Raw genomic sequence first — 26,779 nt, forward strand, 5'->3', positions numbered from 1 at the left:
AATAGCTCCAAGGCGTGATGGAGTCCGTCTTGCGGCGTTAGTATTTTTCCATTCTGCAGTCATTCCCCTAGAAAAGAATCGGTCTAAAAACCCCGACCCAAGCCTCGAACGATTTGCTATTCTGAAGCTGTAGGTGAAGACGCAGACTGATGCGCAAAGGGATAGCGAGGAAGCGTGGGGCGCGCTCCCAAGGGTACACGGTTAGAAAGATCTCCGCGCTGAGATCCAGCCCTTATGCCGTGTGAGGCAGAACAGCCTAAAGTTAAAAATCCTGTTCTGTGAGAGGCCCGATAAACCTTGTAAGCCAGAGACCAGCGCTGGCCACCTACATCGATTTCAGAAGCCCGCCTTGTGCGGGCTTTTTCGTGTTCGCGGGTAGCCAGTTTGTTCTACACGGCGTTCACTTTTGTGAATGACTCGCGCACGCCTGGTTCATCGCGTTCCGCCTGTCTGACGTGAGCCGCAAAGCCAATCTGATCCGAAGCAATTTCCGCGCGCAACGTGAGTAGCGGAATGTCATATGCACCAGCATTCTGCGGTCGGAAAGGAATCGGTGCGGTTTTCCAGAGGTCATCAAGGCGTTGGCCGAGCGCGTCGCAAGTTGTTGAGAATCTCTCCTCATCCATTCGGCTGGTCCGATAGATCACGAACGGTGGCAGCACGTCGAAGCCGGGATAAAACAGTACGCCATGCTGAATCGGGAATAACACATCGTCGATGGGCCCATTGATGCCCCGGGGGCTGTAATGCGATTCCCATCCACCCGCGGTGACGATCAGCATCGCCCGTTTGCCCGCGAGTTTGCCTTCCCCATAGCGGTTGCCCCAGCGCGCATCGGAATGTTCCCCTACGCCATAGGCATAGACGCGTTCCACCCAGCCTTTGAGGATCGCCGGCATCGAAAACCACCACAGCGGAAACTGCAGAATGACGGCATCGGCCCAGAGCAGTTTTTCCTGTTCGAGGACGATGTCCTGGCTTTGTCGGCCTTCTTCGAAGGCATGTTTGGAGTCCAGCGAGGGATTGAACCGCGATTCAGCTGGCCGGCCGGGGCTGTCATCGGCGTCCAGTGAGGCTTTCCAGTCCATCGCGTATAGATCGGAGACCTGCACTTGGTGGCCGGCAGCTTCCGCTTCAACTGACCGAGCAAACCGGCTTCTTTCAGACGATCGTTAATCGTCTTTTCGACCAGCGTTTCAAGCTTTTGCATGGACTTCACTTGCTCGGCGAAAGCAGATTTCAGCAGCGGTTCATTCGTCCAGCTTTGCACCAGACCGACCCGCGCCTGAACCAAGGCTGCGCGACGACGAAAAAGGCTCAAGAGCTGGCGGTACAGCGGTGATGGCGGGGTCCAAGGGTGAAGATCATCACCTTCGTTCTTCAGATAGCGAGCGAGCAGTCGGGCATCCAGCGCATCGGTTTTGGCGCGGATATTCACCCCTTTGCGGTAATGGCTGAGTTCATAGCCACCCACCATGTAAATCACGCAGCCGGCCTCATAGGCCAGATCGGCGAACTCCAGGTGATAGATATTGGTCGACTCAATGGCTACAGCGACGGTCCCCGACAAGGCCTTCAACCATTGCTTGATGGCTGTTTTGTTGTTGGGGATCTCTTCAAGCAGGTCAAGTTCGGCGTGATAGATCACCAGTTCGTTCTCGGCGACATCCACGCCTACGATCGGCTTTGTGACAGAAACCGGCATTGCCATTGGATTTCCTCCGGGATATGGTTTTGAGCACTTGAAGGGCTCACCCAGAGGCGCAGGCTTGTTCCTATCGTCGGTCTAGCCAGATGCATTCTTTATCGGCGCTTGGGTGAAAGGAGGAGGGGCGAAATCTCCCACGGATCTGTACTGCGTCAACAGTCAGAATCGGGCTTTGTCCCTCCTCCTCCCTTCAAGTCCTACCATACAAGCGGGCTTGCCCGCGATGGCGGCGGCACATCCAGCATTGATGTTTGCTGACACACCGCTTTCGCGGGCAAGCCCGCTCCCACAGGTTCTGCGCTTGGTATGAGCCTGCATTCTTCTGCCGCCAGTTGTGTTCATCCCGGTGTTTGGCTAATCTTGCACAAACACGCAAAAACAGGCATAACCATGCAAGCTGAGCATTCCATCGCTGAACTCCCGCAGCTGCGCCGTCAAAAAATCCTGCTGATCCTGGAGCGCGACGGTAAGGTCATGGCCTCCGAATTGAGCCAGCATTTCGCCGTGTCCGAGGACACCATCCGCCGGGATCTGTCGGAGCTGGCCAGCGCCGGGCTGGTGCAGCGGGTACACGGCGGGGCGTTGCCGCGACCCAAAGATACGGGCAAGGATTACTTCACCCGGGTCGGCGAAACCGATGAAGTGAAAACCCGGCTGGCCCAACTCGCCGCACGGCGGGTTAAAAACGGCCAGATCGTGATTTTCGATTCCGGCAGCACCACGCTGCAGATCGCGCGCTCGTTGCCCGCTGACATCTGCATCACGGCCATCACCGCGTCGCCGATGATCGCGATCACCCTGGCCGAATACAAAGGCATCACAGTGATAGTCGCCGGTGGTCAGCTCAATCCCGCCACGATGTCTTCCGGCGGCCATGAAGCGCTGCGGCTGATCGAGAGCATCAAGGCCGACCTGGTGTTTACCGGGGTTTGCGCCATTCATCCGGAAGTCGGCATCAGCTCGCTGCATTTCGATGAGGTGCGGGTGAAGCAGGCAATGCTCGCCAGTGCTTCCCATGTGATTGCCGTCACCACCGCAGATAAACTGGGGGCGGTGGAGCCCTTCGTTGTTGCGCCTTGCAACCGCGTGCATACCCTGATCACCGAACGTCACGTGGCCTCGGGCAATGTCGAGGATTATCAAAAACTGGGGATTGAGGTGGTGCAGATAGACGCTTGAGCGTCATCGCGGTCAGCGCTGCATGGGTTACGCTGATAGCTACGACGGGAGGAATGCAGTCATGACTGAGCGCCATATGATCCACTCGGAAACGCTATCGAACGGATGCACGATCAAGGTCAAGGCCGAGATATTGAGAGACGGTTCGCTGGGGATGTTCATCGGTGTTTACTGGCCGGACGGCTCGGCCATCGTTGAGGACAACCATCCGTCGCCGCATCAGATGGACATGGAAGCTGCGATGGAGTGGGCCATCGAAAAAGCCAAAACCATCGGCAACAGCCAAAGAACGCTCTAAGGCCCTGCGATAACGGAATCATTGATTGGCTGGAAGGTCGTAGTTATGGGTTTGAACGCACTGCGATTTATTTCGCGGGAAGCGTCACCTCATCCCCGCAGCTCTGACCTTTTAGGACGTTCAAATGAAGCGCACCGCGATAATGACCCTGGCCATTGCAAGTACCCTCCTGCTGGGAGGTTGCTTTCCTCACTGGGAAGATGACGACAGGTACGATCGGGATCACCGCCGTGAATACCGTCGCGACCATGACCGAGGCTATGACCAACGTGATGATCGAGGGTATGACCGCGATTACGACCGTCGTGATGATCGCCGTCGTTACCGCGATCGGGACCGTGACGACCGCGACGACGATTGATACTTGTCCGTCAGCCTTCAGAGCGGGCACCACCGCTCTGATCTGCCGTTAGTCATGCGAGGAATCACCATGGGAATTCTGCCTGGACGTTTCGCTCGGCGCCTCAGCCATTGGCTGATCGCGTCGGGTATCGGCTTGACCGCCATGGCGTTCGATGCACAGGCGCAAACCCCACCTCAAGCCACTCAGGAAATAAACAGCTTGCTGGACTTTGTCGAGCACAGTGAGTGCCGGTTTGTGCGTAATGGAAGCGAGTACCCGGGCGCTGAAGCCCGGGTACATCTGCAGAAGAAGCTGAAGTATCTTGAAGACCGGAACAAGGTAAACAGCGCAGAGGACTTCATCGATCTGGTGGCCAGCCAAAGCAGTATGAGTGGCCGCGCCTATGAAGTGCGTTGTCCGGCAGGCGTACAATCCGCCAGCTTCTGGCTGAAGACTGAGCTACAGAGGCAACGGCAAGGCCAATGATTTCGTCTTGATCGGGCTAGCGCAGCAGATGCACCGCCAGCCCAATCAGCCCGCACCCCATCAGTACTTCGATTACACCCCGCTTGAAGCGGAACAACGCAATGGCCGCCGTAATGGCGATCAGCGCCGAAGGCCAGTCGAGTTGACCGCCGAAGCCGTTGGGCCAGAGCACGTGGTAGCCGAAGAAACACGCCAGATTAAGTATCACGCCGACCACCGCTGCAGTAATCGCGGTCAGCGGTGCGGTGAGCCTGAGTTCGTTGTGCGTCGATTCCACCAGCGGACCGCCAGCGAGGATGAACAGGAACGAAGGCAGGAAGGTAAACCAGGTCACCAGCGTGGCGGCGAGGGCGCCGGCCAGGAACACATGATCGGGGCCGAACACCTGATGAACATAGGCGCCGACAAAGCCGACGAAAGCTACCACCATGATCAGCGGTCCGGGAGTCGTTTCGCCGAGTGCCAGACCATCGATCATCTGCGTGGGTGTCAGCCAGCCATAGTGGCCGACGGCGCCCTGATACACATAGGGCAGCACGGCATACGCGCCGCCGAATGTCAGCAACGCCGCTTTGGTAAAGAACCAGGCCATTTGGGTGAGGGTGCCTTCCCAGCCGAACAGAGCGGTGAGAATGCCCATCGGCAATACCCACAAAACAGCACCCACCAACAACAGGCGCAGCAATTTAAAACTGCTGAAGCGGGTGTGTTCAGGAGGCGGAGTATCGTCGTCGATCAACGCCGGGCCGAAGGATTTTTTCGCAGCGCCGTGGCCCCCGGTCTGGAACCTTTCAGGCACCAGACGTCCGCCGACATAACCGATGATGGCGGCGCCCAGCACAATCAACGGGAACGGCACATTGAACACGAAGATGGCCGTGAATGACGCTGCGGCGATTCCCCACAGCCAGTTGTTCTTCAGGGCCCGCGAGCCGATCCGGTGAGCTGCCTGCACCACAATGGCGGTCACGGCAGGCTTGATCCCATAAAAAAGACCGGCCACCGCCGGCACTTCGCCAAAGGCGATGTACACCCAGGACAACACGATCAGGATGAACAGCGAAGGCAGCACAAACAGTGCGCCGGCGATCAGGCCGCCCCATGTGCGGTGCATCAGCCAGCCGATGTAGGTCGCCAGCTGCTGAGCCTCAGGCCCAGGCAGCAACATGCAGTAGTTGAGGGCATGCAGAAAGCGCCGTTCCGAGATCCAACGTCGGCGCTCCACCAATTCCTGGTGCATGATCGAAATCTGTCCGGCCGGCCCGCCGAAACTGATGAAGCCGAGCTTCAGCCAGAACAGAAACGCTTCCCGCAGACTGATGGCCTCAGGCTTCGACAGGTCCTGCTCGACGATCGAAGAGGGGGCTTTATTCAAGTGACGATTCCTTATTCAACTGTCGATTCAGGCCTTCAGGGCGTACCAAACATCGCCGTCCAGTAAATGCCCGCATCACTCTTCGGGTCCACTGCATAAGCTGCGCCCAACTCGCGAAACTGTGGGTTCATTAGGTTGGCGCAATGTCCCGGGCTGGCCAGCCAGCCATCGACCACCTTGCGCACGGTGTCTTGCCCGGCGGCGATGTTTTCACCGACCTGCTGACCGGCGTAACCCGCGAGTTCAGCCCGATCACCCGGTGTGCGGCCATCGCGGTCCTTGTGATCGAAATAGTTATTGTTGGCCATGGCCCGGCTGTGGGTCTCGGCTGCGGAGGCCAGAGTGGCGTTCCAGGCCAGTGGCGTCGTGGCGGCAAAGGCTTGGGTGCCGCACTGGCGTGTCTGAGCGCGGGCGCTGTTCATCGCTTCAAGCAGTTTCTGTCCCTCCGTCTGCCAGTCGCCCAGACGCCCGGTCAACAGCGGACGCGCCAGCACAATGCGCCATTCACGGCCATCGCGGCTGACGCCGATGTCGACGAATTGCGGGTCCAGCACCACTTGGCAGAAGCTCTCCTGAATCGCCTTCATGGCGGACGGCGCATCACGCGGGCCGGACAGGCTGATCGCCTGCACATTGACCATCGGATAAGCCGCGCGGGCCAAAGCCTGCTGCAAGTCGCCGATGCTGTTGGCGGACAGGACCAGGCGCGGATCGCTCGCCAGCGGTGGCAGCTCCGATGACGCCTGGCCGCCGCAGCGCTGCACCTGACTGCGGTAAACGTTGATCGACTCGACCAGCTGCGTTTCCTCGACCGCCGACGCGGCGACGCTGAACACCAGCCCGAATGACAACACGGCAAGATGCAAAACGGATGACAGGCTGCGCATGAAAATCTCCCTTGAACGGACTGCGCCCATGATGCGCGATTTCACCCCTGCGAACGCAATGCCTTTTTGCGTTTATTGCCCGGCGACTGGAATGATTGGCGACGACTACAATCACAGCAGATCAGAGCTACAACATCGCCGTTTCGTTGCTCAAGCCAGTGTCATCGGAAGGATCGATCATGCGATTAAAATGGGTACTCACCTGCTTCGCAATCATCCTTCTGTGTGGGCAGGTATTGGCGGCTGACCAGGAGCAAAAACAGGAAGTGGCTGAAGACAAGGCGCAGGTCCTGGAAGAGAAAGCGGCAGAGAAGGGCAGCGAAGTTCCGGTGCCCAAGGCCGCAGTCATCACCCCCTCCGAAGCGCAGGCGGTCGATCCGGCAGGCGCAGCCCCTCTCGACGATGCAATCACCTGCCTTGCACGCAGCATCTATTGGGAAGCCAAAGGTGTGGCCGGTGCGGACATGGAAGCCGTCGCCAACGTGGTCATGAACCGGCTGGGCCACGAGGGTTTTCCCGATTCGGTGTGCGCGGTGGTCAAGCAAGGTTCTGAAACGCGTTCCTGCCAGTTTTCGTGGTGGTGTGACGGACGTGCGGATCAGGTCAAGGAAGACGACGAATATGTCCTCGCCAAGGAAATCGCGCGCAAGGCCCTCAACAAGCAACTCACGGACCGCACCCACGGTGCCTTGTATTTCCACGACAGAACGGTGAAGCCCGCCTGGGCGAAGAAATACACCAGGACGGCCGAGACCCGGAAGTTTCTTTTCTATAAGCCTCGTGGCGGGAAGGCGCAGTAGGTACGAATCGCTTCATGAGCGTTGACGCAGGGTGCTGCCGGTAGAATTTTACGTTTTTTTTACGGTGGATATTCTCCCTCGCGACGATACTTGCCGTGTTTTTTGATCATCAATAATGCCTGCGATCCTTCGTCCCCCGGCTGACTTGAGGTCAGTTCCTTTTCCCTCCGTCTCAGAGAAGCGACCCGTGAGCGAAACAGCAATCCCTGCCCATGAAGAGTCCCACTCCAAAACATCAGGCGTGGGTTTGCTCGTCGCCGCGGTGGGCGTGGTTTATGGGGATATCGGCACCAGTCCTCTTTACACCCTCAAAGAAGTGTTCGCCGGTCACTACGGAGTCCAGGCCAATCACGACGGTGTACTGGGCATTCTGTCGTTGATCTTCTGGTCACTGATTTGGGTCGTCTCGATCAAGTACGTGTTGTTTATCCTTCGCGCCGACAACCAGGGCGAGGGGGGCATCATGGCCTTGACGGCACTGGCACGTCGGGCCGCGGCGCCGTATCCCAAAATGAGCAGGGTGCTGGTATTGCTTGGCTTGTTTGGCGCGGCACTTTTTTACGGCGACAGCATGATCACCCCGGCCATTTCGGTGCTCTCTGCGGTTGAAGGGCTACAGCTTGCGTTCGATGGCATTGAGCATTGGGTGGTTCCGCTGTCCGTGGTCGTCCTGGTAGCACTGTTCCTGATACAGAAACATGGCACGGCGCGTATCGGCATCCTGTTCGGCCCGGTCATGGTGCTGTGGTTTGTGGTGTTGGGCGGACTCGGCATTTACGGCATCTTGCAACGGCCGGAAGTTCTGCAAGCGTTGAATCCTGCGTGGGCGGTGCAATTTTTCGTGGTTCATCCGGGCATTGGCGTGGCCATTCTGGGCGCCGTTGTGTTGGCATTGACCGGTGCTGAAGCACTGTATGCCGATATGGGCCACTTCGGCCGCAAACCCATTGCTCGTGCCTGGTTCATCCTGGTGCTCCCCGGCCTAGTGCTCAACTACTTTGGTCAGGGCGCGCTGATCCTCGGGAACCCTGAAGCGGTCCGTAATCCGTTCTATCTATTGGCACCTGACTGGGCGCTGCTGCCGATGGTCGCGCTCTCGACACTGGCAACCATCATCGCTTCCCAAGCCGTGATTTCCGGCGCGTTCTCACTGACCCGTCAGGCCATTCAGCTGGGTTACGTACCGCGCATGTTTATCCAGCACACCTCCAGCCAGGAACAGGGGCAGATTTACATCGGCATGGTGAACTGGGCGCTGATGGTCGGCGTCGTGTTGCTGGTCATCGGCTTTGAATCGTCCAGTGCGCTGGCGGCGGCCTATGGCGTGGCCGTGACGGGGACCATGCTGATTACGACCATTTTGTCCTCGGCCGTCGCCTTGCTGCTTTGGAAAACACCTCGTTGGCTGGCAATTCCGATGCTATTGGGTTTTGTCGTGGTGGACAGCCTGTACTTCGCCGCCAACGCACCGAAGATTTTCCAGGGCGGTGCGTTCCCGGTCATTGCAGGTATTGCCCTGTTCATTTTGATGACCACCTGGAAACGGGGCCGGAAGATCATTGTCGAGCGACTGGATGAAACCTCTCTGCCGCTGCCGTTGTTCATCAGCAGCATCGGCTCGCAACCTCCCCATCGTGTGCAGGGCACAGCGGTATTTCTGACGGCCAGGGCTGATGCTGTCCCTCATGCGCTCTTGCACAACCTGTTGCATAACCAGGTGCTGCACGAACAGGTCGTGTTGCTCACTGTGGTGTCTGAAGACAGCCCGCGTGTGGCCGAGGATCGACGCTTCGAGGTCGAGGCATATGGTGAAGGGTTCTTTCGGGTGAGTTTGCACTTTGGCTTTATAGAGGAGCCCGACGTACCGCTGGCGTTGAGCCTCTGTCATTTGAAAGAGCTGGATTTCAGCCCGATGCGCACCACTTACTTCCTTAGCCGAGAGACGGTCATCCCGACCAAGCGTATAGGCATGGCCCGTTGGCGCGAAAGCCTGTTCGCGTTTTTGCTGAAGAACGCCAACAGCAACCTCAAATACTTCAAGTTACCGCTCAATCGCGTGATAGAACTGGGCACGCAGGTCGAAATGTAGACGGCAACGGTCAGTCAAACGCACATCCCTGTGGGATCGCCGACCGCCGCTCCCACAAGGTTTTGCACCAGGTTTTTAGCCTTGCAGTGCCACTTAGGCGCTATGAGCCGAGCTCATGGCCGGGTAATCGATATACCCCTGCGCACCCGGTGCATAGAACGTGTCTTTATCCGGCACATTAAGTTCGGCGCCTGTGCGAAAACGCTCGGGCAGGTCGGGGTTGGCGAGGAATGCGTTGCCAAACACCACTGCGTCGGCCCGGCCCTCCGCGATCAGGGATTCGGCGGAGCGTTGATCGAGCCCGCCACCGATCAGGTAGCTGCCATTGAACAGTGGGCGCAACAAGGCGTGGTAATCGATGCTGGCGCCGAACAGGGCAACGTGCAGATACGCGAGATTCAGCCCGCGCAATTGCTCGACCAGATGGGTGTAGGTTTCTTGCGGGTTGGCATCGACGATGTCGTTGAAGTTCATTTCAGGGGAGAGCTTGATGCCGACGCGATCACTGCCAATTTCCGTCGCTATGGCGTTCAGCACCTGCAGTACAAAGCGAGCACGGTTTTCAACCGATCCACCGTACTCATCCGTGCGCTGATTGCTGCCCGTCGAGAGAAACTGTTCAGGCAGATACCCCGACGCGCCATGCAGCTCGACACCATCGAAACCGGCTTCGATGGCCAGGCGTGCGGCCTGACGGTAACCCTCGATGACCGCGGCAATCTCGATCACGCTCAGCGCGTGTGGGGTGACGAAGTCCTGCAGGCCTGTGGCTGTCCAGGTCTGGCCGGCGGGTTTGATCGCGGAGGGGGCCTGTGGCAGGGCGCCGTCAGGCAACAGCGAAGGGTGCGAAATACGTCCGCAATGCATCAGCTGCATGAAGATTCGACCGCCGCGAGCATGTACGGCATCGCAAACCTGCTTCCAGGCGGCCACTTGCTCGGCGGTTTCGATACCGGGGGTGCGCACGTAACCCTGGCCAAGGGCTACAGGGAACACCCCTTCAGAGATAATCAGCCCGGCACCGGCGCGCTGCGCGTAGTAAGTCGGCACCAGCTCGGTAGGTACCCCTGCGTCATTGGAACGCGAACGCGTCATCGGGGCCATGACCATGCGATTGGACAGTGTAAGACGACCGATCTGGACTTGAGCAAAAAGCGAATGCATTGCGGTACTCCTCAGGAAACGATGTGGCTATCATTGATCAATCCGAATTCGGGATAAATCCGGTAAAACAGAATTGACTGATCCACTGATGGAGCAATGACATTGGAGTTTCTCAACGACATGGCGCTGTTCGTCGAAGTCGTGAAGGCGCGCAGCTTTCGCCGTGCGGCCGAGGCGATGGGGATGCCGAACTCAACGCTGTCACGCCGGATAAGTGGCCTCGAGAAGGAAATCGGGCTAAGGCTTTTACATCGCACCACGCGCAAAATCGAGCTGACCGAGGCGGGGCAGGTGTACTTCGATCGCTGCAAACGCATCGTCGACGAAGCCCGGCTCGCGCACGAGCAGCTCGGCGAAATGCTTGCCCAGCCCAGTGGCGTGCTGCGGGCCTCGTTCCCAGTGGATTTCGCCTCTCTCTACCTGGCGCCGCTGATTGCGGAGTTTGCCCAGTTGTATCCCGGTATCGACTTCGAGTTTGACCTGACGCCACGTCAGGTCGATCTGGTGAGTGAGCCGGTCGATGTGGTCATTCGCATGGGCGAGCCCGTGAGTTCGAACCTGATAGCCCGCAAGCTCGCCACTTTTCGCCGCTGTCTTTACGCCTCGCCCCGTTATCTTGAGCTGCACGGCGACCCTGTTCAGCCCTCGGATCTGACACGCCACGAATGCCTGCGTATGCGCAGCTCGCGCGCTGACCGCTGGATACTCTCCGGCAGTGAAGGGGAGCTGGAGGTGGAAGTTGACGGTCGATTCGAACTCAACAGCGTGGGCATGATTCGACGTCTGGCGACGCTGGATCTGGGGATCGCGTTGCTGGCCGAAGGCATCGTTGCGCAAGACCTTGCCAATGGCACACTGCGCAGAGTCTTGCCGCAGTGGCAGGCTTCACCCGTCTCGGTTTACGCCCTCACCGAGACGCGGCTGTTGCCAGCGAAAACCCAGCGGTTTATCGAGTTTTTGCGTGAGCGACTTCAGGATGCGTAATGTTCCAGGGCTGTTCATGGCGTGCGTTCTTTCTCTATCTTATGCAAAATCACGGGTACAACGTACGCACAGCGTATTGATCGCAGATCCTGCATCAAGCGCCCTGAAATAAAGATGTTGAGCCCATATTGTGAATAATCGACCGCGCTGATGCAGTGCAACGAGAACCAATATGAAAACCCCTTTTGAGATAAGTGATGCCTTTGAGTCCAAGATCCAGCCACCCATCAGCCGCCGACGGTAACAGCATGATTGAGGTCACCGAGGTCTCCATTGCTCAACTGCGTGCTGCGCTCGAATCGGGCCAGACGACGGCGGTTGAGCTAGTCCAGGCCTATCTCGCCCGGATTGATGCCTACGACGGCCCCGACACGCCCACCGCCCTCAACGCAGTGGTGGTTCGCAACCCCGATGCGCTCAAGGAAGCGCAGGCGTCCGATGCCCGTCGGGCCAAGGGCCAGACGCTAGGGCCGCTCGACGGCATTCCCTATACGGCCAAAGACAGTTATCTGGTGAAGGGGCTCACCGCAGCCTCTGGAAGTCCCGCCTTCGCGAACCTGATTGCTTATCGCGATGCGTTCACCATCGAACGGCTTCGTGCCGCCGGCGCGATCTGCCTGGGCAAGACCAATATGCCGCCCATGGCCAACGGCGGCATGCAGCGTGGGGTCTATGGCCGTGCCGAGAGCCCGTACAACGCTGATTATCTCACTGCCCCTTTCGCATCGGGTTCATCGAACGGCGCCGGTACGGCAACCGCCGCCAGTTTCGCAGCCTTCGGCCTCGCCGAAGAGACTTGGTCGAGCGGCCGGGGCCCTGCCTCGAACAATGGTTTGTGTGCCTATACGCCTTCGCGCGGGGTGATCTCGGTGCGCGGCAACTGGCCGTTGACGCCGACCATGGACGTTGTCGTGCCGTTTGCCAGAACCATGGCCGACCTGCTCGAAGTGCTCGACGTGATAGTGGCGGACGATCCCGACACACGGGGCGATCTGTGGCGGATGCAACCCTGGGTGCCCATTCCGAGTGTCGCCTCGGTGCGTCCCGCTTCCTATGGGTCGCTTGCCGCAAATACCGATGCCCTCGCCGGAAAGCGCTTCGGCGTTCCTCGTATGTACATCAATGCAGATCCCGATGCAGGCACCAGCGATGCGCCTGGCATCGGTGGTCCGACGGGTCAGCGAATCAACACCCGTGCCTCGGTGATCGGTCTTTGGGAAGAGGCTCGCAAGGCATTTGAAGCTGCCGGAGCCGAGGTGATCGAGGTCGACTTCCCGCTGGTCTCCAATTGCGAGGGCGATCGTCCTGGTGCACCGACGGTGTTCAACCGTGGCCTGGTGTCCAAAGAGTTCCTTCACCATGAGTTATGGGATCTGACAGCTTGGGCGTTCGACGATTTTCTGCAGGCCAACGGCGATCCAACACTCAATCGCCTGGTCGATGTGAACGGGCCGTTGATTTTTCCGCACGACCCGGGAACGCTGCCTAACCGAGAGGGCGACCTTGCCGCGGGCATGGAAGAGTATGTGCGAATGGCAGAGCGCGGCATCACTCCTTGGGACCAGATCACCACGGTGCCTGACGGGCTACGTGGCCTTGAGCAAACGCGCCGGATCGATCTTGAAGAGTGGATGGACCGGCTGGGGCTCGACGCGGTGATCTTCCCGACGGTGGCCGACGTCGGGCCGGCGAATGCCGATGTCGATCCGACGTCTGCGGATATCGCGTGGAGTAACGGTGTCTGGGTCGCCAATGGCAATCTCGCCATCCGCCACCTAGGTGTTCCTACGGTCACGGTGCCGATGGGAATAATGCCGGACATCGGCATGCCCGTCGGGCTGACCTTTGCCGGTCGCGCCTATGACGATTCGACGCTGCTTCGCTTGGCTTCGGCGTTTGAGTCGATGGGGACGAAGCGATTGATCCCGCCTCGAACCCCGCCATTGTCGGGTGTCTAAAAATAGACAGGGCGGGATTGGGGCAGGACACGCTCTAATCCCGCTTGGTAACGGCACGCTAGAGCGCGGGACCGAGCCATATACGTTTATCCAGCACTTTCGAGAGTCGACGCTTTTGCAGAGGTTTAATTTGCTCAGCGTCCAGTTCTGGATCTCTCCAAGAAAAGGTTTTTTGACATGCGATCGTCCATGCTATGACTTTGGCGATGTCGCTTCAGGGTTCTGGCATCGGCTTGGCAATCAGATATCGCTGCACTTCGTCACATTCCAACTGTTGCAAGTATACGAGCGTTGCTTCGTCTTCGACGCCTTCCGCTATCGTGCGAAGGTTAAGTGCGTGACGCTTGAGATAAGCCAAACTGGAATAACCGGTGCCGAAATCGTCCACGGAGACCATCACGCCAAGCTGCTTGAGGCGCAGGGCGGTGGTAAGCACTTGTTCGGTGTTGCGAATGAGCACCGATTCCGTAAGTTCAAGTTCGAGAAAGTTGGGATCAAACTCAGACTCGATCAGAGCACGCCGGATCGTACCTTCGATATCGCCGTGACTGAATTGCACGGCCGACAGGTTTAACGCAATCCGTACAGGTGGAATACCAGCTTCGCGCCACCCCTGGCCCTGGCGGCAGCGTTCGCTTATGACCCATTCGCCAATGGGCACGATAAGACCACTTTGCTCGGCGATCTGAATAAACTGCCCGGCACCTTCGGTGCCGACTCTCCGGTTCCTTTGGCCGGGTCAGGTCAGGTTCTCCAATAGCTCCAGGGCTTGGTCGAAATCGAAGCGCTCGGCGTGCCGGACGATTCGACGCAACTGCTCGGCCACCCTGGGGTCTGACGCCAGCCCCTGTAATTGGTGCAGGACTGCCAGCACTTGTGTGTCACTCTCGGCCAGCAGGTCCCTGACTTGGGCCAACCGCTCCCGCAACTCGGCTTCAGAATGTGACGCAGGCACCCACTCGGTGGATGGCCGCGGTTCCGCTAGCTCCACCAATCCTTCCAGCACCAGATTCAGGCAACGCTCCACCGCCAACAGCCGGTCAGCTACGATCTCCTCCTGGGCGCCGGCCAGGCAAACCTGCTCCAAGGCGATGGCAGCATCCGCGACGGCCTTTGCACCAATGTTTCCCGCAGTGCCACGCAGGGTATGGGCCAGTCGTGTTGCCGCCGAAGGATCTTCATCGCCTCGCGCGACCAAGAACTCAGCTCGAAAAGCACCCTGGCTGGAGCGGAACTTGCGCAGCAGGCGCAGGTAGAGTTCGACCTTGCCCATACTGGTGGCCAGGCCGGCAGCCAGATCAATACCGGCAAGTTCAACGGGCAGGCCCATGGGGACAACCTTGGGGAGCGGTGAGACTTCGGTTGCGTGGGCGGTACGACCGGGCCTGGGGTGAATCCACTTGGCCAGGGTGACGAACATGCCCTCGACGTTCAGCGGTTTGGAGATATGGTCGTTCATGCCACAGGCCAGGGCTCGCTCACGGTCTCCCGCCATGGCGTCGGCGGTCATGGCGATCACTGGCAACCCCACCCAGCGCGGCTGCTCGCGAATCCTGCGGGTTGCGGTATAGCCGTCCATCACCGGCATCTGGCAGTCCATCAGTACGCCGTCGAAATCGTCATCGCGCGCCAACAGGTCGAGTGCCTCTTCGCCATGGATGGCCACGCACAGTTCAATGCCAGCGCTGCCCAGCAGCTCGCAGGCCAGTTCGCGGTTCAGTTCATTATCTTCGACAAGCAGCAAGCGCGCTCCACGCAGGCTGGCCATGGCACCGGCGCTCTGTCCGGATCGTTCGCCGGCCCGGGTATCGGCCTGGGGAGTCTTGCCAAGCACAGTGCCGATGGCCTCGAGCAGCGTCGATGGGGTGACCGGTTTGGTCAGTACCACCGGCAACTGGATGCCGTGCCGGCTGGCCTCCTCGCGTGCCTCTTCGCGCCCGAACGCGGTGACCATGATGACCGAAGGTGTTTGTGCCAGATTGGCGGCGTGCATCTGACGCACCGTCTCCACGCCGTCCATGCCGGGCATGCGCCAATCCATCAACACCAAGTCATAGGGCAATGTCTTGCGCTCCGCCTCGACCAACCTCCCCAACGCCACCCGCCCACTCTCCGCCACGTCCACCTCGACGCCAAAACTGCGCGCCATGCTGGAGAGAATCTCGCGCGCACTGGCGTTGTCGTCGACCACCAACACGCGAACGCCTAGTAGCTCATCGGCAGTAAACATTCGCCGCGGCTGAGCGTCGCGCTGAACGCCGAGGCTCACCTCGAAATGGAAGATCGAGCCCTGATCGAGCTCGCTTTCCACCCAGATACGTCCGCCCATCAGCTCCACCAAGTGCTTGGAAATGGCCAGGCCCAGGCCGGTGCCACCGTATTTGCGCGTGGTGGAGCTATCAGCCTGGCTAAACGGCTGGAACAGCCGACTGCATTGCTCGGGGCTCATGCCGATGCCGCTATCGCGCACCCAAAAATGCAGCTGTGCCTGCTCCTCGCCGCCACCCAGTCGCTCCACGCTCACCACGACCTCGCCTTGCTCGGTGAACTTTGCTGCATTGTTGCCAAGGTTGATCAGCACCTGGCTCAGGCGCAACGGATCGCCGATCAACGCAGTCGGCAGCCCCGCCGGGGTGCTGAACAGCAGTTCCAGGCCCTTGTCCTCGACCTTCAGGCCAATCATGCTGACGAAGCCGTCGAGCACGTCTTCCAAGTGGAAAGGAATGTACTCGAGGTGCATCCTGCCGGCCTCGATCTTGGAGAAATCCAGGATGTCGTTGATGATCCCCAGCAGATTCTCCGCCGAGCGGTGTACCTTCTCGATGTAGTTGCGCTGCCGATGGTCCAGGTCCGTGCGCAGGGCAAGGTGGCTCATGCCAATGATGGCGTTCATCGGCGTACGGATCTCGTGGCTCATGGTGGCCAGGAAATCGCTCTTGGCCCGGGTCGCTTCCTCGGCAATCTCCCGCGCCAGATGCACTTCCGCCTCGGCGGCCTTGCGGTCGGTGATGTCGAAGTACCAGTTGGCGCGACTGACTCGCTCGCGCTGCTCCAGCGTCACCGCCGAAACCAGCACATCGAAGCGCTCCCCCTCGCTACGCTGCAGAGTGGCCTCGAAGTTCAGCACCGCGCCCAGCTCCGCTGCTTCGATAAAGCGCTGGTGTGCCTGCTGATCGACCCAGAAACGCCCCGGATCTATCCCTTCGAGTTGAACAATATCGACGCCGAACAGGTGTTCGAACTGCGGGTTGCAGTAGGTCGGACGGCCTTCAATATCCCTGATCAGCATCGCTACCGGGCTGCTGTCGAGTACCGCGCGCAGTTGTGCTTCGCTGACCTTGAGCGCCGCTTGCAGCTGGCGACGCTCGCTGACGTCGCGCACCGAGGCGCACACACATATTCCGCTTCCTTCAAGGCTAGGCAAGCGTGACAGGCCGATCTCCACGGAAAACAGACTGCCGTCCTTGCGCACGCCCTGCAGGTCGTCCAGACCGGCACCCATCTGTCGAGTATCGCCATGGGCCATGAAGCTGTTGCGCAGCTCGACGTGGCGCCCGCGACTCGCGATCGGTACCAGACGCTCGATAGCCTCGCCCACCAACTCGCCGGCGCTGTAGCCGAACAACCGATCCAATTGCCGGTTGGTCCGCAGGATGCGTCCGTCAGCGCCCACCACCAACATGCCGTCCGGTGCCGCCTCGATGATCCCTCGGTACCAGGCCTCGGTGGCGCGCAGCGCGGATTGCTGGGCTTCCAGCTCCTGAGCCTGGCGCGCCAACAACAGCGTTTGCCCGGCCATTTCATCGGCTTGACGACGAGTTTCCTCCAGCAGTGCCTGGACGGCCTGATTACGCTCCAGGATAGCCATCGCCGCAGCCAAGCGAGGGGTGGCTTCCTGGAGCAGCAGTGACTGGTCATCATCCAAGGCCTTTAATCCGGCAAGTTCGAGCACGCCCAGCAGCCGCTCGCCACGCAGAATCGGTTGCAGCAGTAGGCAAGTGGCCGGGATCTCGCCGAGCGGCGAGTGCAGGCGCCAATATTGTTCCGGCAGCGCCTGCATCAGGCGTGCTTGGCGATCGACCGCGCACTGACCCAGCAGGCCATCGCCGAACATGACCTGCGCCTGCGGTGGCCGATTGGAATCGGTGGCATAGCCGCCCATCAACACCAGTCGGGTGGAGTCCTGGTGGGCGCTATAGAGAACTCCCTGACAGATACCGAGCAGGTTCGCCATGTGTTGAAGAAACACCTGCGCCAGTTCACCGGGCGCCTCTGCCTGCTGCAGGTCGATCTGCAACTGGGCGATTTGCGCCTTGACCGACCGCTGGCGCTCCAGTTGTTGAGATTCGATCTGCAGTTTGGCGATAGCCCGCGCCAAGTCGCCGGTCTCGTTGTTCAAGTCAGTGTGCGGAATCGGTTGGTCGAGCTTTCCTGCAGCTAGCTGGTCCACGGCGACTCGCACTCGGTTGAGCGGGTTGCGGATCGACTGGCTAACCAGCCAGCAAAGCAGTAGCGCCAGCGCCAAGCCGCCGAGCAGCAGGATGTAGGTAAGCGTGGTGCTGCGCTCGGCAAAGTCGGCAATCTCCTTGGCCGTGTCGCGGATCGAGGCCTCCTTAATTTGGGCGACTGCGTACAACAGGGCGTCCGCCTGCTGGTCGAGTTGCTGGAACTCACTGCTGTTGAGCAGCAGTAATGCCTGGCCCTGGCGGCCCTGATCAATCAATTGGAAGGCCTGCTCGCTATCACGCTCCAGTTGTTGCAGCAGCACGTCAAACTCGGCGAGACGTGCGAGATTTTCCGGACGCCTGAGGGTTGGTTTGGCTTGGGCGAGGGCCTGCTGTAGACGGCTTTGAGTATCACGTAGCTGTTTCAGTGATTCGATGCGGATATCCGCGCTGTTCGTACCCACGGCACGCTGCAACGTCTGCACCAGATGCGGCAACTGCACCCGCGCCTCGTGCAGGTGTTCCATGCCCACAAGCTCCTGGCGATAGAGATTCTGCATGTTCTGCTTCAGCGACTCCTGAGTACGCAAGCTCTGCACACCGAGTACCAGCACCAAAAGCAGGAGGGTGGCAAAGCCGAGGATCAGCTTGTGGCGAAGCGGGAGACGCTCAAGCAACGTGCGTAATCTGACCATGAGATAACCTAGTGACCACAATGAAGAAACTGGCGAAGGCGGCTGCGGGACTTCGCTCAAGGTTTCTGGGCGATACGCTCCAAGGCGGCCAACTGCTTGGCCATGTCCTGATCGCTGTCGGCAAAGCGCTGCGCAATGGCCTGGAACTGTTCGACGTGAGCCAGGAATGTGTCGCAGATGTCTGGGTCGAAATGTGAACCTCGCCCCTGCCGGATGATCTCGACGGCCTCCTCGTGAGGCATGCCCTGTTTGTACACCCGTCGACTGATCAAGGCGTCATAGACATCCGCCACCGCCATCAGCCGGGCGCTGATGGGAATCTCGTCGCCGGCCAACGCCTGGGGATACCCGCTACCGTCCCATTTTTCCTGGTGACTGTAAGCGATTTCCTTGGCCAGACTGAGGAAGTCCACCTGAACACCAAGTTGATCCTCTGCGCGCTGGATGGCATCACGCCCCAACGTGGTGTGTGTCTTCATGATCTCGAACTCCTCTGCGGTGAAACGCCCCGGCTTGAGGAGAATATGGTCAGGAATGCCGATCTTGCCGATGTCATGCAACGGCGCCGACTTGAACAGCAGGCGGATTGTCTCGTCGTTGAGAAAATGGTTGAAGCGAGGATGATCGCGCAACTGCTCAGCCAACACCTTCACGTAGTGTTGAGTCCGCCGGATGTGGTTGCCGGTCTCGTTGTCGCGCGTCTCCGCCAGGGAAGCCATGGCCTGGATGGTCACGTCCTGGATGGCCATCACCTCTCGGGTGCGGCGCTCCACCTCCTTCTCGAGGTAGTCGTTCTGATCGCGGAGGAAGTCCGCTGCGGCCTTGATCTTGAGCTGGGTATCCACCCGCGCCAGAACCAATGACGGATTGATCGGTTTAGTGATGTAGTCGACCGCGCCCAATTCCAGGCCATGAATCTCATCCTCGATTGCCGCCAGGGCGGTGAGGAAAATGATGGGAATATCGCGGGTTCGCGGATCGTGCTTGAGCTGGTCCGCCACCTCGTGGCCGGACAGTCCCGGCATCATGACATCAAGCAAAATCAAATCTGGTAGCGAGTCTCCCTGCAGCACCCGGAGAGCCTTCTCACCACTATTGGCAGCCTTGACACGGTAGCGATCCTTTAGCAGATCGGTCATCAGCATCAAGTTATCAGGTGTGTCGTCGACCACCAGTAAAGTGGCCTGACGGTGATGACTCTGTTCGGCACTCATGGAGAACGGCTCCCTTGCCAGATGCTGATATCCCAAGGGTGACGTTTTTCTGCCCCCTCAATGGAGGACAGCTTAGCTGTACTTCTCTTGGGCTGCCGTACCAGCTTCAGAGCTACGCTGGGAAGCGTAGAAGTATCAAAGCGCGAATGTGGCCATGTAGCCTCACTGGCTACGATGCGTCATTGGCAACCGCTCAAAGGAAAGAATCTCCGAGACTGCCGGCACCTCCTGTATGAGTAGTAGCTTGGGTCGTACGCGGACGAAGACGAACGTCCGCTACTGGCCGAGGCTGTGTAAAAAACGGTTTAGAGCAGGTTTGAAAGTCAGAACCAGAAAGAAAATCGCGCTCCTACGCAAATTTCAGGGGCCGCTGATACACCAATCATTGGCCGATTTTACGTAGCGACGCAGACTTCAAAACCGTATCTGCGTTTTTACACAGCCTGGGCCGAATGCTGCCTGTCGCGAAGGGTTGAAATCGACCTGAAGCTGCCCGTTGAATCAGTCCCTATTGGGTCGACTGTTGCCGGCCGTCACAGGTCGGAGCCGACCTGAAGCTGACATTACCCTCTGTCAGCTCCAGGTCTTCTCTCGATCCAGTGGTTTGTGGGCTATTCAGCGGCGCCACGATCCCCCAGGCAATTCTGTCTGCCGATGCGCTGCAGCCAAGGCGACCTTCAGCCCCTCTTTATCCAGCGGTATGCAGTAGGCGGGTTTAGCCCGTTCGAATCGCCAGCTTTCATCAAGGCTGCCCGCATCTGCCGCGTCGAATCCAATCTCGTCCAGTAACTTGATCACCAGCGCTTTCGCCGCCGGATCATCCGCCGCGATCGGCAGTGCGCGTCGGTCGGGCGCTGCTTTCGGGCGCGAGTCCTGCAGCAGGTCCTGGGCGAGGATTGCATTGAACACCTTGACCACGCTGGAGTGGGGCAGATGCTCGGCGAGCAGGCGGCTGGTGGTGGTTTCGAATCGGTCGAGCGCGGCAATGTGACCGTCACGTTCCGGGTAGTAGTTATTGGCATCCAGCACGATTTTACCTTCTAGCGATTTGGCCGGAACGCTTCGGTAATGCTCAAGAGGAATGGCCACGAGTACAACGTCGCCAAATTGTGCTGCGTCCTCGGCAGTGCCGACCTGACTGCCAGGAATTCCACTGAGCACGCTGCTCATGGTCTGTGGCCCACGTGAATTGCTGAGCATCACCTCGTGTCCCGCCGCGATAACCAATTGCGCCACTGCACGTCCGATGAAGCCCGCCCCAATAATGCCGATACGCATGACCTTGCTCCGCTGGTTGGTAAGAAGAAACCATGATGATTGCCAACCAAGGACAGATAAATGATCATCGATTACTTAGTCTCGTTACCAGGAGTGTTGAATGATGGATCGCCTGACGAGCATGGGGGCGTTTGTGATGGCGGCGGAATCCGGCTCCTACGCCAGCGCCGCCGAGCGATTGGGCCTGTCGCCGCAGATGGTGGCCAAACATGTTGCCGCGCTTGAGCAGCGGCTAGGTGCGCGGCTACTGAACCGGACCACCCGACGCCAGAGCCTGACTGAGTTGGGCAGCGCTTACTACGAGCGTTGTAAGCACATTTTGAGCGAGGCTCAGGCTGCCGACTCCCTTGTGCAGATCATGAACGACACCCCGCGCGGCAAACTGAAAATCAGCGCTCCCGTAACGTTCGGCTCCTATAGCCTCATGCCCTTTGTGACGGAGTTTTTACGTCAGCACCCGGAGGTCGAAATCGATCTGCATTTGACCGATCGCTTCGTCGATCTGGTGGAGGAGGGTTATGAAGTGACTTTCAGGATTGGCCCATTGACCGCGTCCAGTTTGACCGCCAGGCCGTTGGCGCCTTATCGGTTGGTAGCCTGTGCGGCACCGAGCTATCTGACCGACCGCGGAGTGCCGCAAGTACCGGATGATCTGAAGAATCATGAGTGTCTGGGATATGCCTATTGGTCCCGGCCGGCCGACCGCGAATGGATATTCTGCAAAGGCTCCGCAGTTGAGCGGGTACAAGTCGTCAGTCGATTGCAGGTCAATGAGAGCAAAGCACTGCTGTCGGCAGCACTGGACGGGTTCGGGATTGTCCTTGGACCGGAAGACTTTCTTGAGCCCGCGTTGCGCAGCGGTGGGTTAGTTCGACTGTTAGCTGACTACCAGGCACCGAGCCGACAAATGCATTTGCTCTACACGGCCAATCGTCAGAGAACAGCCAAACTTCGACGATTTATCGATGCTGCGCTCGCCCGCTTTGGTGCTCATTGAGCAGATTTTTGAGTTATCTCAGCCGCATTGATCTGTGACTGATCTCGGTCGCAGGCTGCTGTTTGATTGACTGGCTGCTTCTGGCCGTCGAGGTATTTAGCGCGTTCTCACACAGCCTGGACCCATTGCTGCCGGGGACGACGGGCAGAAATCAGCAAAAAGCAGATATAGGCGCGTGCTTCGTTTATGGGGGTTGTGTGGTTCAGGCATCGCGCAGGCCGGATTTAGTGCGGCTGCCGATTTCAGCATCTTCAAGATCACCAAAGCAAGAGCGCGGCTTTTTGGTCTCGGTATCCAGCACTTCCAGCGAAAGCTTTTCGTGGACGTTCATGGCATCTAGTACAGTGTCCAGAACGCGTTTGGGAGCAGGCCGTGCGTCACTTGATACGCCGAGTGATTGTTTACCTGGGCGATCACATCTTCCTGGCGGCTGATGCGCTGACCGATTCCTGTGAGGAACTGCAACTGGTCGTCATCGCTCGCTTTGGCACCAAAGATATCGTTCAGCGCCTCGATGATTTCCGACAAGCGTTTCTTCTCCGGAACATGGAGCTTGCCGCTGCCCACATCACTACCAAGTTTGAGGGCGTATTCGCCTGGCGTTCGGCGCGCTTGCTCAGGCGGTAGGCTGTTCGTACAACCTCGGGAATGAATGCGAGACTTTCGCCGCGCGCTCATGAAACAGCCCGGCGGGTACCGGGCTCAGGGGAGATAGGTACTGATCGCAAAACGTTGGGCTGTCCCCTTACTTCAGCATCGGCCAATACCCTGAAACGTCCTTCGACTGAGTGAGGATGCGCATCATCCGGACGCCCCATTGCACGCCTGCGGCTTTGTAGCGAACAAGCGAAACCACAAGTGAGAGCACCCAGATCTGCGGCACGTAGAGGATGACCCATGTGAGGATCGTGCTTAGGCTGAAGTGGAAACTCGGGACGAACGACGTGAATCTCAGTAGCACGAAACCATCCGGGTGCATGGCCATGAACAGGCTCAGCAACAGCGCGCCAGGCACGCTCACGAGGATTAGCCGAGCCCAAGACCGCTGTGCCCAGTCCCACGTTCGAGGCGCCATCAGGGAGAGCATGAACCGGTTAAAGATCATGGACGCTATGATCCAACAGAGCAGCTGCCAGTAGTCGTGATTGCTCGCGACGTTATACACAAGGTAGCTAAGGGGCTGCCCGAACCCGCTTAGGACCTGCTTAGGGTTGTGCATGAGCGCCAGGATGCCGAAGAAGCCTTCGTTGCCCGCAAGCACCGTCGGTGTGCCATGGGTCAGGATGCTCATCAGCGCATACAGGCAGATTAGAACCTTGCAAATTTGGAATGAGAACCCGAACACAGCACTCCACCGGAACGAGCGGCGAGTCGTCAAAATATGCAACGTAGACTGGGCTCTTGCGCCGATGAACATCGTGGCGTCTTCATGGCTGATAATGCCTTTGGTTACCGGCGTAGTGTGTTTAACATCAACATTCTCGTCGGTCTCCTTGATGAGCTGCCGCGCGATCCTGGAGCTGGATGCGGTATTGACTTTCTTGATGTTTTTGAAATCTTTGACACCCTCGACAGACTTTTTGAATCCCCCACTCAAGACGCCGTCGAGGAACACCGATTCCAGAGTTGGCCCAATGAACCGGCAACTGCCTGAAGTGCCTTGGTATGAGACTGAGGCCTGTGCCGCGACAACGTGACCGGTGGCGGTAAAAACGCTCGGGTCTTCGTTCGCCAACTGATAGCGATCAACACTGAAAACCGTGTGGCTCTGCGGTGCGTTGATCATGTCTTTCATGGCCTGGTCCAGCCAGCCAGCGCTCAGGTTACTCCAGCGGTAAAGCACCTTCGTGTCGGCGTAGACGTCCAGGTGGTATTCGTAGATCAATTGTCGTGCGCCGCTGCACGTATTGCACGTTACTTGGCCCCGGTTGCATATGGTGCAGTTCTGGCGGCCGCCACCGTGACACCCGTCGCATGTCATCATCGTCGAGCCATGACAGCGGCCGCAGGTATGGCCGGCAACGCCCGAGCCGTTGCACTGGTTGCACCTGCCGTTGCCCGCGTAAACGCCCGAGCCCCCGCACGCCGTGCAGTGACGGCTGTGCGTGCTGTTTCCGGTACCGCTGCATCCGGTGCATCGCAGTCGGCACTGGCCGTGGCATTGCCTGCAGGTATAACTGGCATGGCCGTTACACGTCGAGCAGTTGACGGTCCCTTGCCCAGAACAACCTTTGCAGTCCTCTACACTGCAGCAGACCTCGCCATCGCTTGTGAGGAGAAACTTCATGGGTTCGCGGTAGAGATTTCCATTGCTTTGGAACTTGGTCAGCATCATCTCGCGGTAGTGACCCGGGTAGGCCAGTAGCGCACCTTGACGGTGGGTTAGCACCGCCATGATCTGTGACGGTGCGTACATCGGCCCAGTGGCATAGCGAACCGGACGGCTGTTGTATTGGCACGTGTAGTTAACCGTAACCGTGTAGTGAACGTCTGCCCGGTGCTGCTCGATATCTCGGACGCTAAATGGATCGGTGACCTTCTCGCCATAGGCATCTTGCGCTTTGGCCTTCATTGCTTGAGCGATCTGGTCTGGAGTGAATGGTGTCGCTGCTGCCATTTCCGTTCCCTGGATGAGGTATCGGTGGATATTTTATGGGGCATCTTGCCATCACTGTCCAAATGTCGACACAAGATTGATGTTCATTTGCTCCTTCGCCAAACCTTGCCTATCACTCGAGTTGGTTGGGTGCGCAATGAGGTCACTTCCAGTGGCATCCAGAGCGTGTTGATGTGGATAGAAATTTCAGCTCACTTTTATCGGAGCGGCCTTGAGTATCGGTGTCCTTTTCGATGGACTGAGGTTTGTTAACGGTGCCTGGTCGCGCTAATTTCTAGGCTGCATCCGTTTGAGATGCTTCATTATGTTCGTGATTTGTTATGGCTCGATGGATGAAACTCAGTGATCGCTTCTGGCCGAATGCGACCACCACTCCCTGTGACTGATCCACCCTTGTCCTCCTTCAGCGTGGAGGACAAACCATGAACACTATTGCTACATACAGCCATCAGCCTTGGAACAAGGGAAAACTTGTCGGGCAGGAAGCCCCGCTCCGAGTCAGAGGTATCTGGGCCATCCGGGTCAGACTCCAACTCGCGGAGAAGACACGGGATCTGGCTCTCTTCAACTTGGCTATCGACAGCAAGCTGGGTGCCTGTGACTTAACCAAACTGAGAGTACGAGACATAGCCCAACATGTGTCGTCACGGGCCATCGTTATGCAGCAGAAAATTCAGCACCCAGCGCAATTTGAAATCACTGAGCAAACCCGAACGGTTCTGGAGGCTTGGATGCATCAGGCCCACCTCCCGGTTACACGACTCAGATCAACTATCCACCAGGCAATACGCTCGAATAGTCCAAGCATGGGTGATCGTCATTGGCCTTGACCCAACCCTGTACGGTACTCACACGCTGCGGCGAACCAAGGCATCGCTGATTTATCGCAGGACGAAGAACCTGAGAGCTGTCCAACTCCTGCCTGATCACAGGAAGCTTGAAAGCACCGTCAGATACATGGGAATGATGCCGCAAGCGAGTGCTCTCGAATCCGTCGATACCCCCAAATAGCTACCAGCAATACAGCTGCTCCGGCTGCCAGAGCAACGTTAAATCCATAGCGAGCACCTTCCATATCCACCAGTTGGCCCGACGCTGCAGCACCCATCGCCACCCCAACATTCAAGCCCGCCAGTAACCAGGTCATGCCTTCGGTCAATTGTCGTTCCGGCACAATTCGCTCAACCAAGGACATCGCCACAATCATCGTGGGCGCAAAGAATAACCCGGCCACCAACACTGCTCCCGAGAGGCTGGCAATGTTACTGGCCATCAACAAGGGCAGTGTCGTTGCGGCAGTTGCAAGGCCACCCAACAGCAAGAGTTTGTGCAACGGTGTTTTCAGTTTTAGCGCACCGAACAACAAGCCCGCGGCGCACGAGCCGATGGCGTAACAGGACAACACGATACTGGCCGCCGCCGGACTGCCCATTTGTTCAGCGAACGCGACACTCACGATATCGACAGTTCCGACGATGACGCCCATCGCGACCATCAGCAATGTTAATAGCCGGACGTCTGCCAAGCGAAAGATTGAGGCTGTTCGCGTGCTCATTTCTTCAGCGTATTCTACTGGCGGTTCGGTGGATACTTGTGCTGCCAAAGCAAGTGCGCCAATCGCCAACAGTACAACTGCCGCTAATGGTCCTGCCTGGGGGAAGACGGCCACGCTCAAACCAACGGAAATCGGGGGGCCTGCGATAAACGTCACTTCGTCCAGCACGGTTTCAAGTGAGTAAGCTGTTTGCAGGTGCGGCTTGCCCCTGTAGACCGCAGTCCAGCGAGCGCGGACCATGGCCGACATGCTCGGCATGAAGCCCGCTAACATAGCGGCCACGAACAAAGCCCAATCGGGCGTATGCCAGTAGGTACAGGCAAGCAGTAGAAGAATACCCAAAGCACTGATGCCAGCAGACAACGGTAGTACCCTGCGTTGACCGTATCGATCCACCATGCGTGAAACCTGCGGTGACATCAATGCATAGGTCAGGACGAAGGTGGCAGAAACCGCGCCTGCCAGTGCGTAGTTGCCCCGCAACTGCGAAAGCATGGTGATGATGCCGATACCTGTCATGGGGAGCGGTAAACGGGCGAGGAGGCCTGCCAGGGAGAATCCCCTGGTGCCGGGGGCTTGGAACAGTATTCGGTACGGATTGGCCATGCTCGATGCTCCTTATCAAATGAGTTCAGCTTGTCGGGGCGTCGCTGAACTGGGAATATACATTCACCGCGTATGATTAAAATCCTATAATCATACGCGGT

The 26,779-nt window shown here is 58.5% G+C and carries 18 protein-coding genes and 4 pseudogenes; 10 read left to right on the forward strand and 12 right to left on the reverse strand.

All coding sequences use genetic code 11. The features are described from left to right. Positions 1–389: 389 nt before the first annotated feature. Together LOY56_RS10770 and LOY56_RS10775 are read right to left on the reverse strand one after the other, a co-directional pair. Entirely contained in the window at positions 390–1,112 is a 723-nt protein-coding gene (locus tag LOY56_RS10770; protein WP_408980360.1) for an NAD(P)H-dependent oxidoreductase, read from the reverse strand. A gap of 11 nt (positions 1,113–1,123) precedes the next feature. After that, positions 1,124–1,711: pseudogene (locus LOY56_RS10775) on the reverse strand (transposase); the annotation flags it as partial. Positions 1,712–2,098: 387 nt separating this feature from the next. Here LOY56_RS10775 and LOY56_RS10780 point away from each other — a divergent pair. The 4 genes from LOY56_RS10780 to LOY56_RS10795 all read left to right on the forward strand — a co-directional run bounded on the left by LOY56_RS10780 (position 2,099) and on the right by LOY56_RS10795 (position 4,014). Then, positions 2,099–2,887, forward strand: a complete 789-nt coding sequence (locus LOY56_RS10780) for a DeoR/GlpR family DNA-binding transcription regulator (RefSeq protein ID WP_258621650.1) — start codon at positions 2,099–2,101, stop codon at positions 2,885–2,887. Between the two features lie 61 nt (positions 2,888–2,948). Next, a complete protein-coding gene (locus tag LOY56_RS10785) occupies positions 2,949–3,185 on the forward strand; it encodes a hypothetical protein (protein ID WP_258621651.1) in 237 nt (78 codons plus the stop codon). Positions 3,186–3,309: 124 nt separating this feature from the next. Then, positions 3,310–3,546 (forward strand): hypothetical protein, encoded by a 237-nt coding sequence (locus tag LOY56_RS27005; protein WP_008006269.1) that lies wholly within the window; start codon positions 3,310–3,312, stop codon positions 3,544–3,546. Between the two features lie 69 nt (positions 3,547–3,615). Beyond that, the gene (locus LOY56_RS10795; protein ID WP_258621654.1) at positions 3,616–4,014 is read left to right on the forward strand and encodes a DUF5329 domain-containing protein; all 399 of its coding nucleotides are present in this window, start codon (positions 3,616–3,618) and stop codon (positions 4,012–4,014) included. Positions 4,015–4,030: 16 nt separating this feature from the next. Here LOY56_RS10795 and chrA read toward each other — a convergent pair whose 3' ends face one another. Together chrA and LOY56_RS10805 are read right to left on the reverse strand one after the other, a co-directional pair. Beyond that, complete coding sequence (gene chrA, locus LOY56_RS10800) at positions 4,031–5,389, reverse strand: chromate efflux transporter (RefSeq protein ID WP_258621656.1); 1,359 nt, start codon at positions 5,387–5,389, stop codon at positions 4,031–4,033. 35 nt (positions 5,390–5,424) lie between these two features. Continuing rightward, entirely contained in the window at positions 5,425–6,276 is an 852-nt protein-coding gene (locus tag LOY56_RS10805; RefSeq protein ID WP_258621658.1) for a CAP domain-containing protein, read from the reverse strand. Between the two features lie 179 nt (positions 6,277–6,455). Between LOY56_RS10805 and LOY56_RS10810 the strand changes: the two genes are divergently transcribed. Next, positions 6,456–7,076 carry a cell wall hydrolase gene (locus tag LOY56_RS10810; RefSeq protein ID WP_258621660.1) on the forward strand — a complete coding sequence of 207 codons (621 nt, stop codon included), beginning with the start codon at positions 6,456–6,458 and terminating at the stop codon, positions 7,074–7,076. A gap of 187 nt (positions 7,077–7,263) precedes the next feature. Continuing rightward, positions 7,264–9,165 (forward strand): potassium transporter Kup, encoded by a 1,902-nt coding sequence (locus LOY56_RS10815; RefSeq protein WP_258621662.1) that lies wholly within the window; start codon positions 7,264–7,266, stop codon positions 9,163–9,165. A gap of 93 nt (positions 9,166–9,258) precedes the next feature. On the opposite strand, the gene LOY56_RS10820 is transcribed toward LOY56_RS10815, so the two are convergent. Next, positions 9,259–10,329 (reverse strand): alkene reductase, encoded by a 1,071-nt coding sequence (locus LOY56_RS10820; RefSeq protein ID WP_258621663.1) that lies wholly within the window; start codon positions 10,327–10,329, stop codon positions 9,259–9,261. Positions 10,330–10,431: 102 nt separating this feature from the next. On the opposite strand from LOY56_RS10820, the gene LOY56_RS10825 reads away from it, so the two are divergent. After that, entirely contained in the window at positions 10,432–11,313 is an 882-nt protein-coding gene (locus LOY56_RS10825) for a LysR family transcriptional regulator (RefSeq protein WP_258622606.1), read from the forward strand. A gap of 248 nt (positions 11,314–11,561) precedes the next feature. Continuing rightward, the gene (locus LOY56_RS10830; protein WP_258621665.1) at positions 11,562–13,271 is read left to right on the forward strand and encodes an amidase; all 1,710 of its coding nucleotides are present in this window, start codon (positions 11,562–11,564) and stop codon (positions 13,269–13,271) included. A 214-nt stretch (positions 13,272–13,485) separates the two neighbouring features. Here the strand turns inward: LOY56_RS10830 and LOY56_RS10835 are convergent. From LOY56_RS10835 to LOY56_RS10850, 4 genes and pseudogenes are all read right to left on the reverse strand, one after another. After that, a pseudogene (locus LOY56_RS10835) lies at positions 13,486–13,968 on the reverse strand (EAL domain-containing protein); the annotation flags it as partial. A gap of 42 nt (positions 13,969–14,010) precedes the next feature. Beyond that, complete coding sequence (locus LOY56_RS10840) at positions 14,011–18,411, reverse strand: response regulator (protein WP_258621667.1); 4,401 nt, start codon at positions 18,409–18,411, stop codon at positions 14,011–14,013. Positions 18,412–18,467: 56 nt separating this feature from the next. Next, positions 18,468–19,625, reverse strand: coding sequence for an HD-GYP domain-containing protein (locus LOY56_RS10845; RefSeq protein ID WP_258621668.1), 1,158 nt, complete (start codon positions 19,623–19,625; stop codon positions 18,468–18,470). A gap of 615 nt (positions 19,626–20,240) precedes the next feature. Then, positions 20,241–20,903 carry an NADPH-dependent F420 reductase gene (locus tag LOY56_RS10850; protein ID WP_258621670.1) on the reverse strand — a complete coding sequence of 221 codons (663 nt, stop codon included), beginning with the start codon at positions 20,901–20,903 and terminating at the stop codon, positions 20,241–20,243. Positions 20,904–21,003: 100 nt separating this feature from the next. On the opposite strand from LOY56_RS10850, the gene LOY56_RS10855 reads away from it, so the two are divergent. Beyond that, positions 21,004–21,900, forward strand: coding sequence for a LysR family transcriptional regulator (locus LOY56_RS10855; RefSeq protein WP_258621672.1), 897 nt, complete (start codon positions 21,004–21,006; stop codon positions 21,898–21,900). A 225-nt stretch (positions 21,901–22,125) separates the two neighbouring features. Here the strand turns inward: LOY56_RS10855 and LOY56_RS10860 are convergent. Together LOY56_RS10860 and LOY56_RS10865 are read right to left on the reverse strand one after the other, a co-directional pair. Next, positions 22,126–22,535 (reverse strand): annotated as a pseudogene (locus tag LOY56_RS10860) (type I restriction endonuclease subunit R); the annotation flags it as partial. Positions 22,536–22,645: 110 nt separating this feature from the next. After that, the gene (locus LOY56_RS10865; protein ID WP_258621674.1) at positions 22,646–24,517 is read right to left on the reverse strand and encodes a hypothetical protein; all 1,872 of its coding nucleotides are present in this window, start codon (positions 24,515–24,517) and stop codon (positions 22,646–22,648) included. A 422-nt stretch (positions 24,518–24,939) separates the two neighbouring features. On the opposite strand from LOY56_RS10865, the pseudogene LOY56_RS10870 reads away from it, so the two are divergent. Then, a pseudogene (locus LOY56_RS10870) lies at positions 24,940–25,528 on the forward strand (tyrosine-type recombinase/integrase). On the opposite strand, the gene LOY56_RS10875 reads toward LOY56_RS10870, so the two are convergent. After that, complete coding sequence (locus tag LOY56_RS10875) at positions 25,467–26,678, reverse strand: MFS transporter (RefSeq protein ID WP_258621676.1); 1,212 nt, start codon at positions 26,676–26,678, stop codon at positions 25,467–25,469. The pseudogene LOY56_RS10870 and the gene LOY56_RS10875 overlap by 62 nt on opposite strands. Positions 26,679–26,779: the final 101 nt, after the last annotated feature.

The organism is Pseudomonas sp. B21-048, assembly GCF_024748615.1.
Lineage (GTDB): Bacteria > Pseudomonadota > Gammaproteobacteria > Pseudomonadales > Pseudomonadaceae > Aquipseudomonas.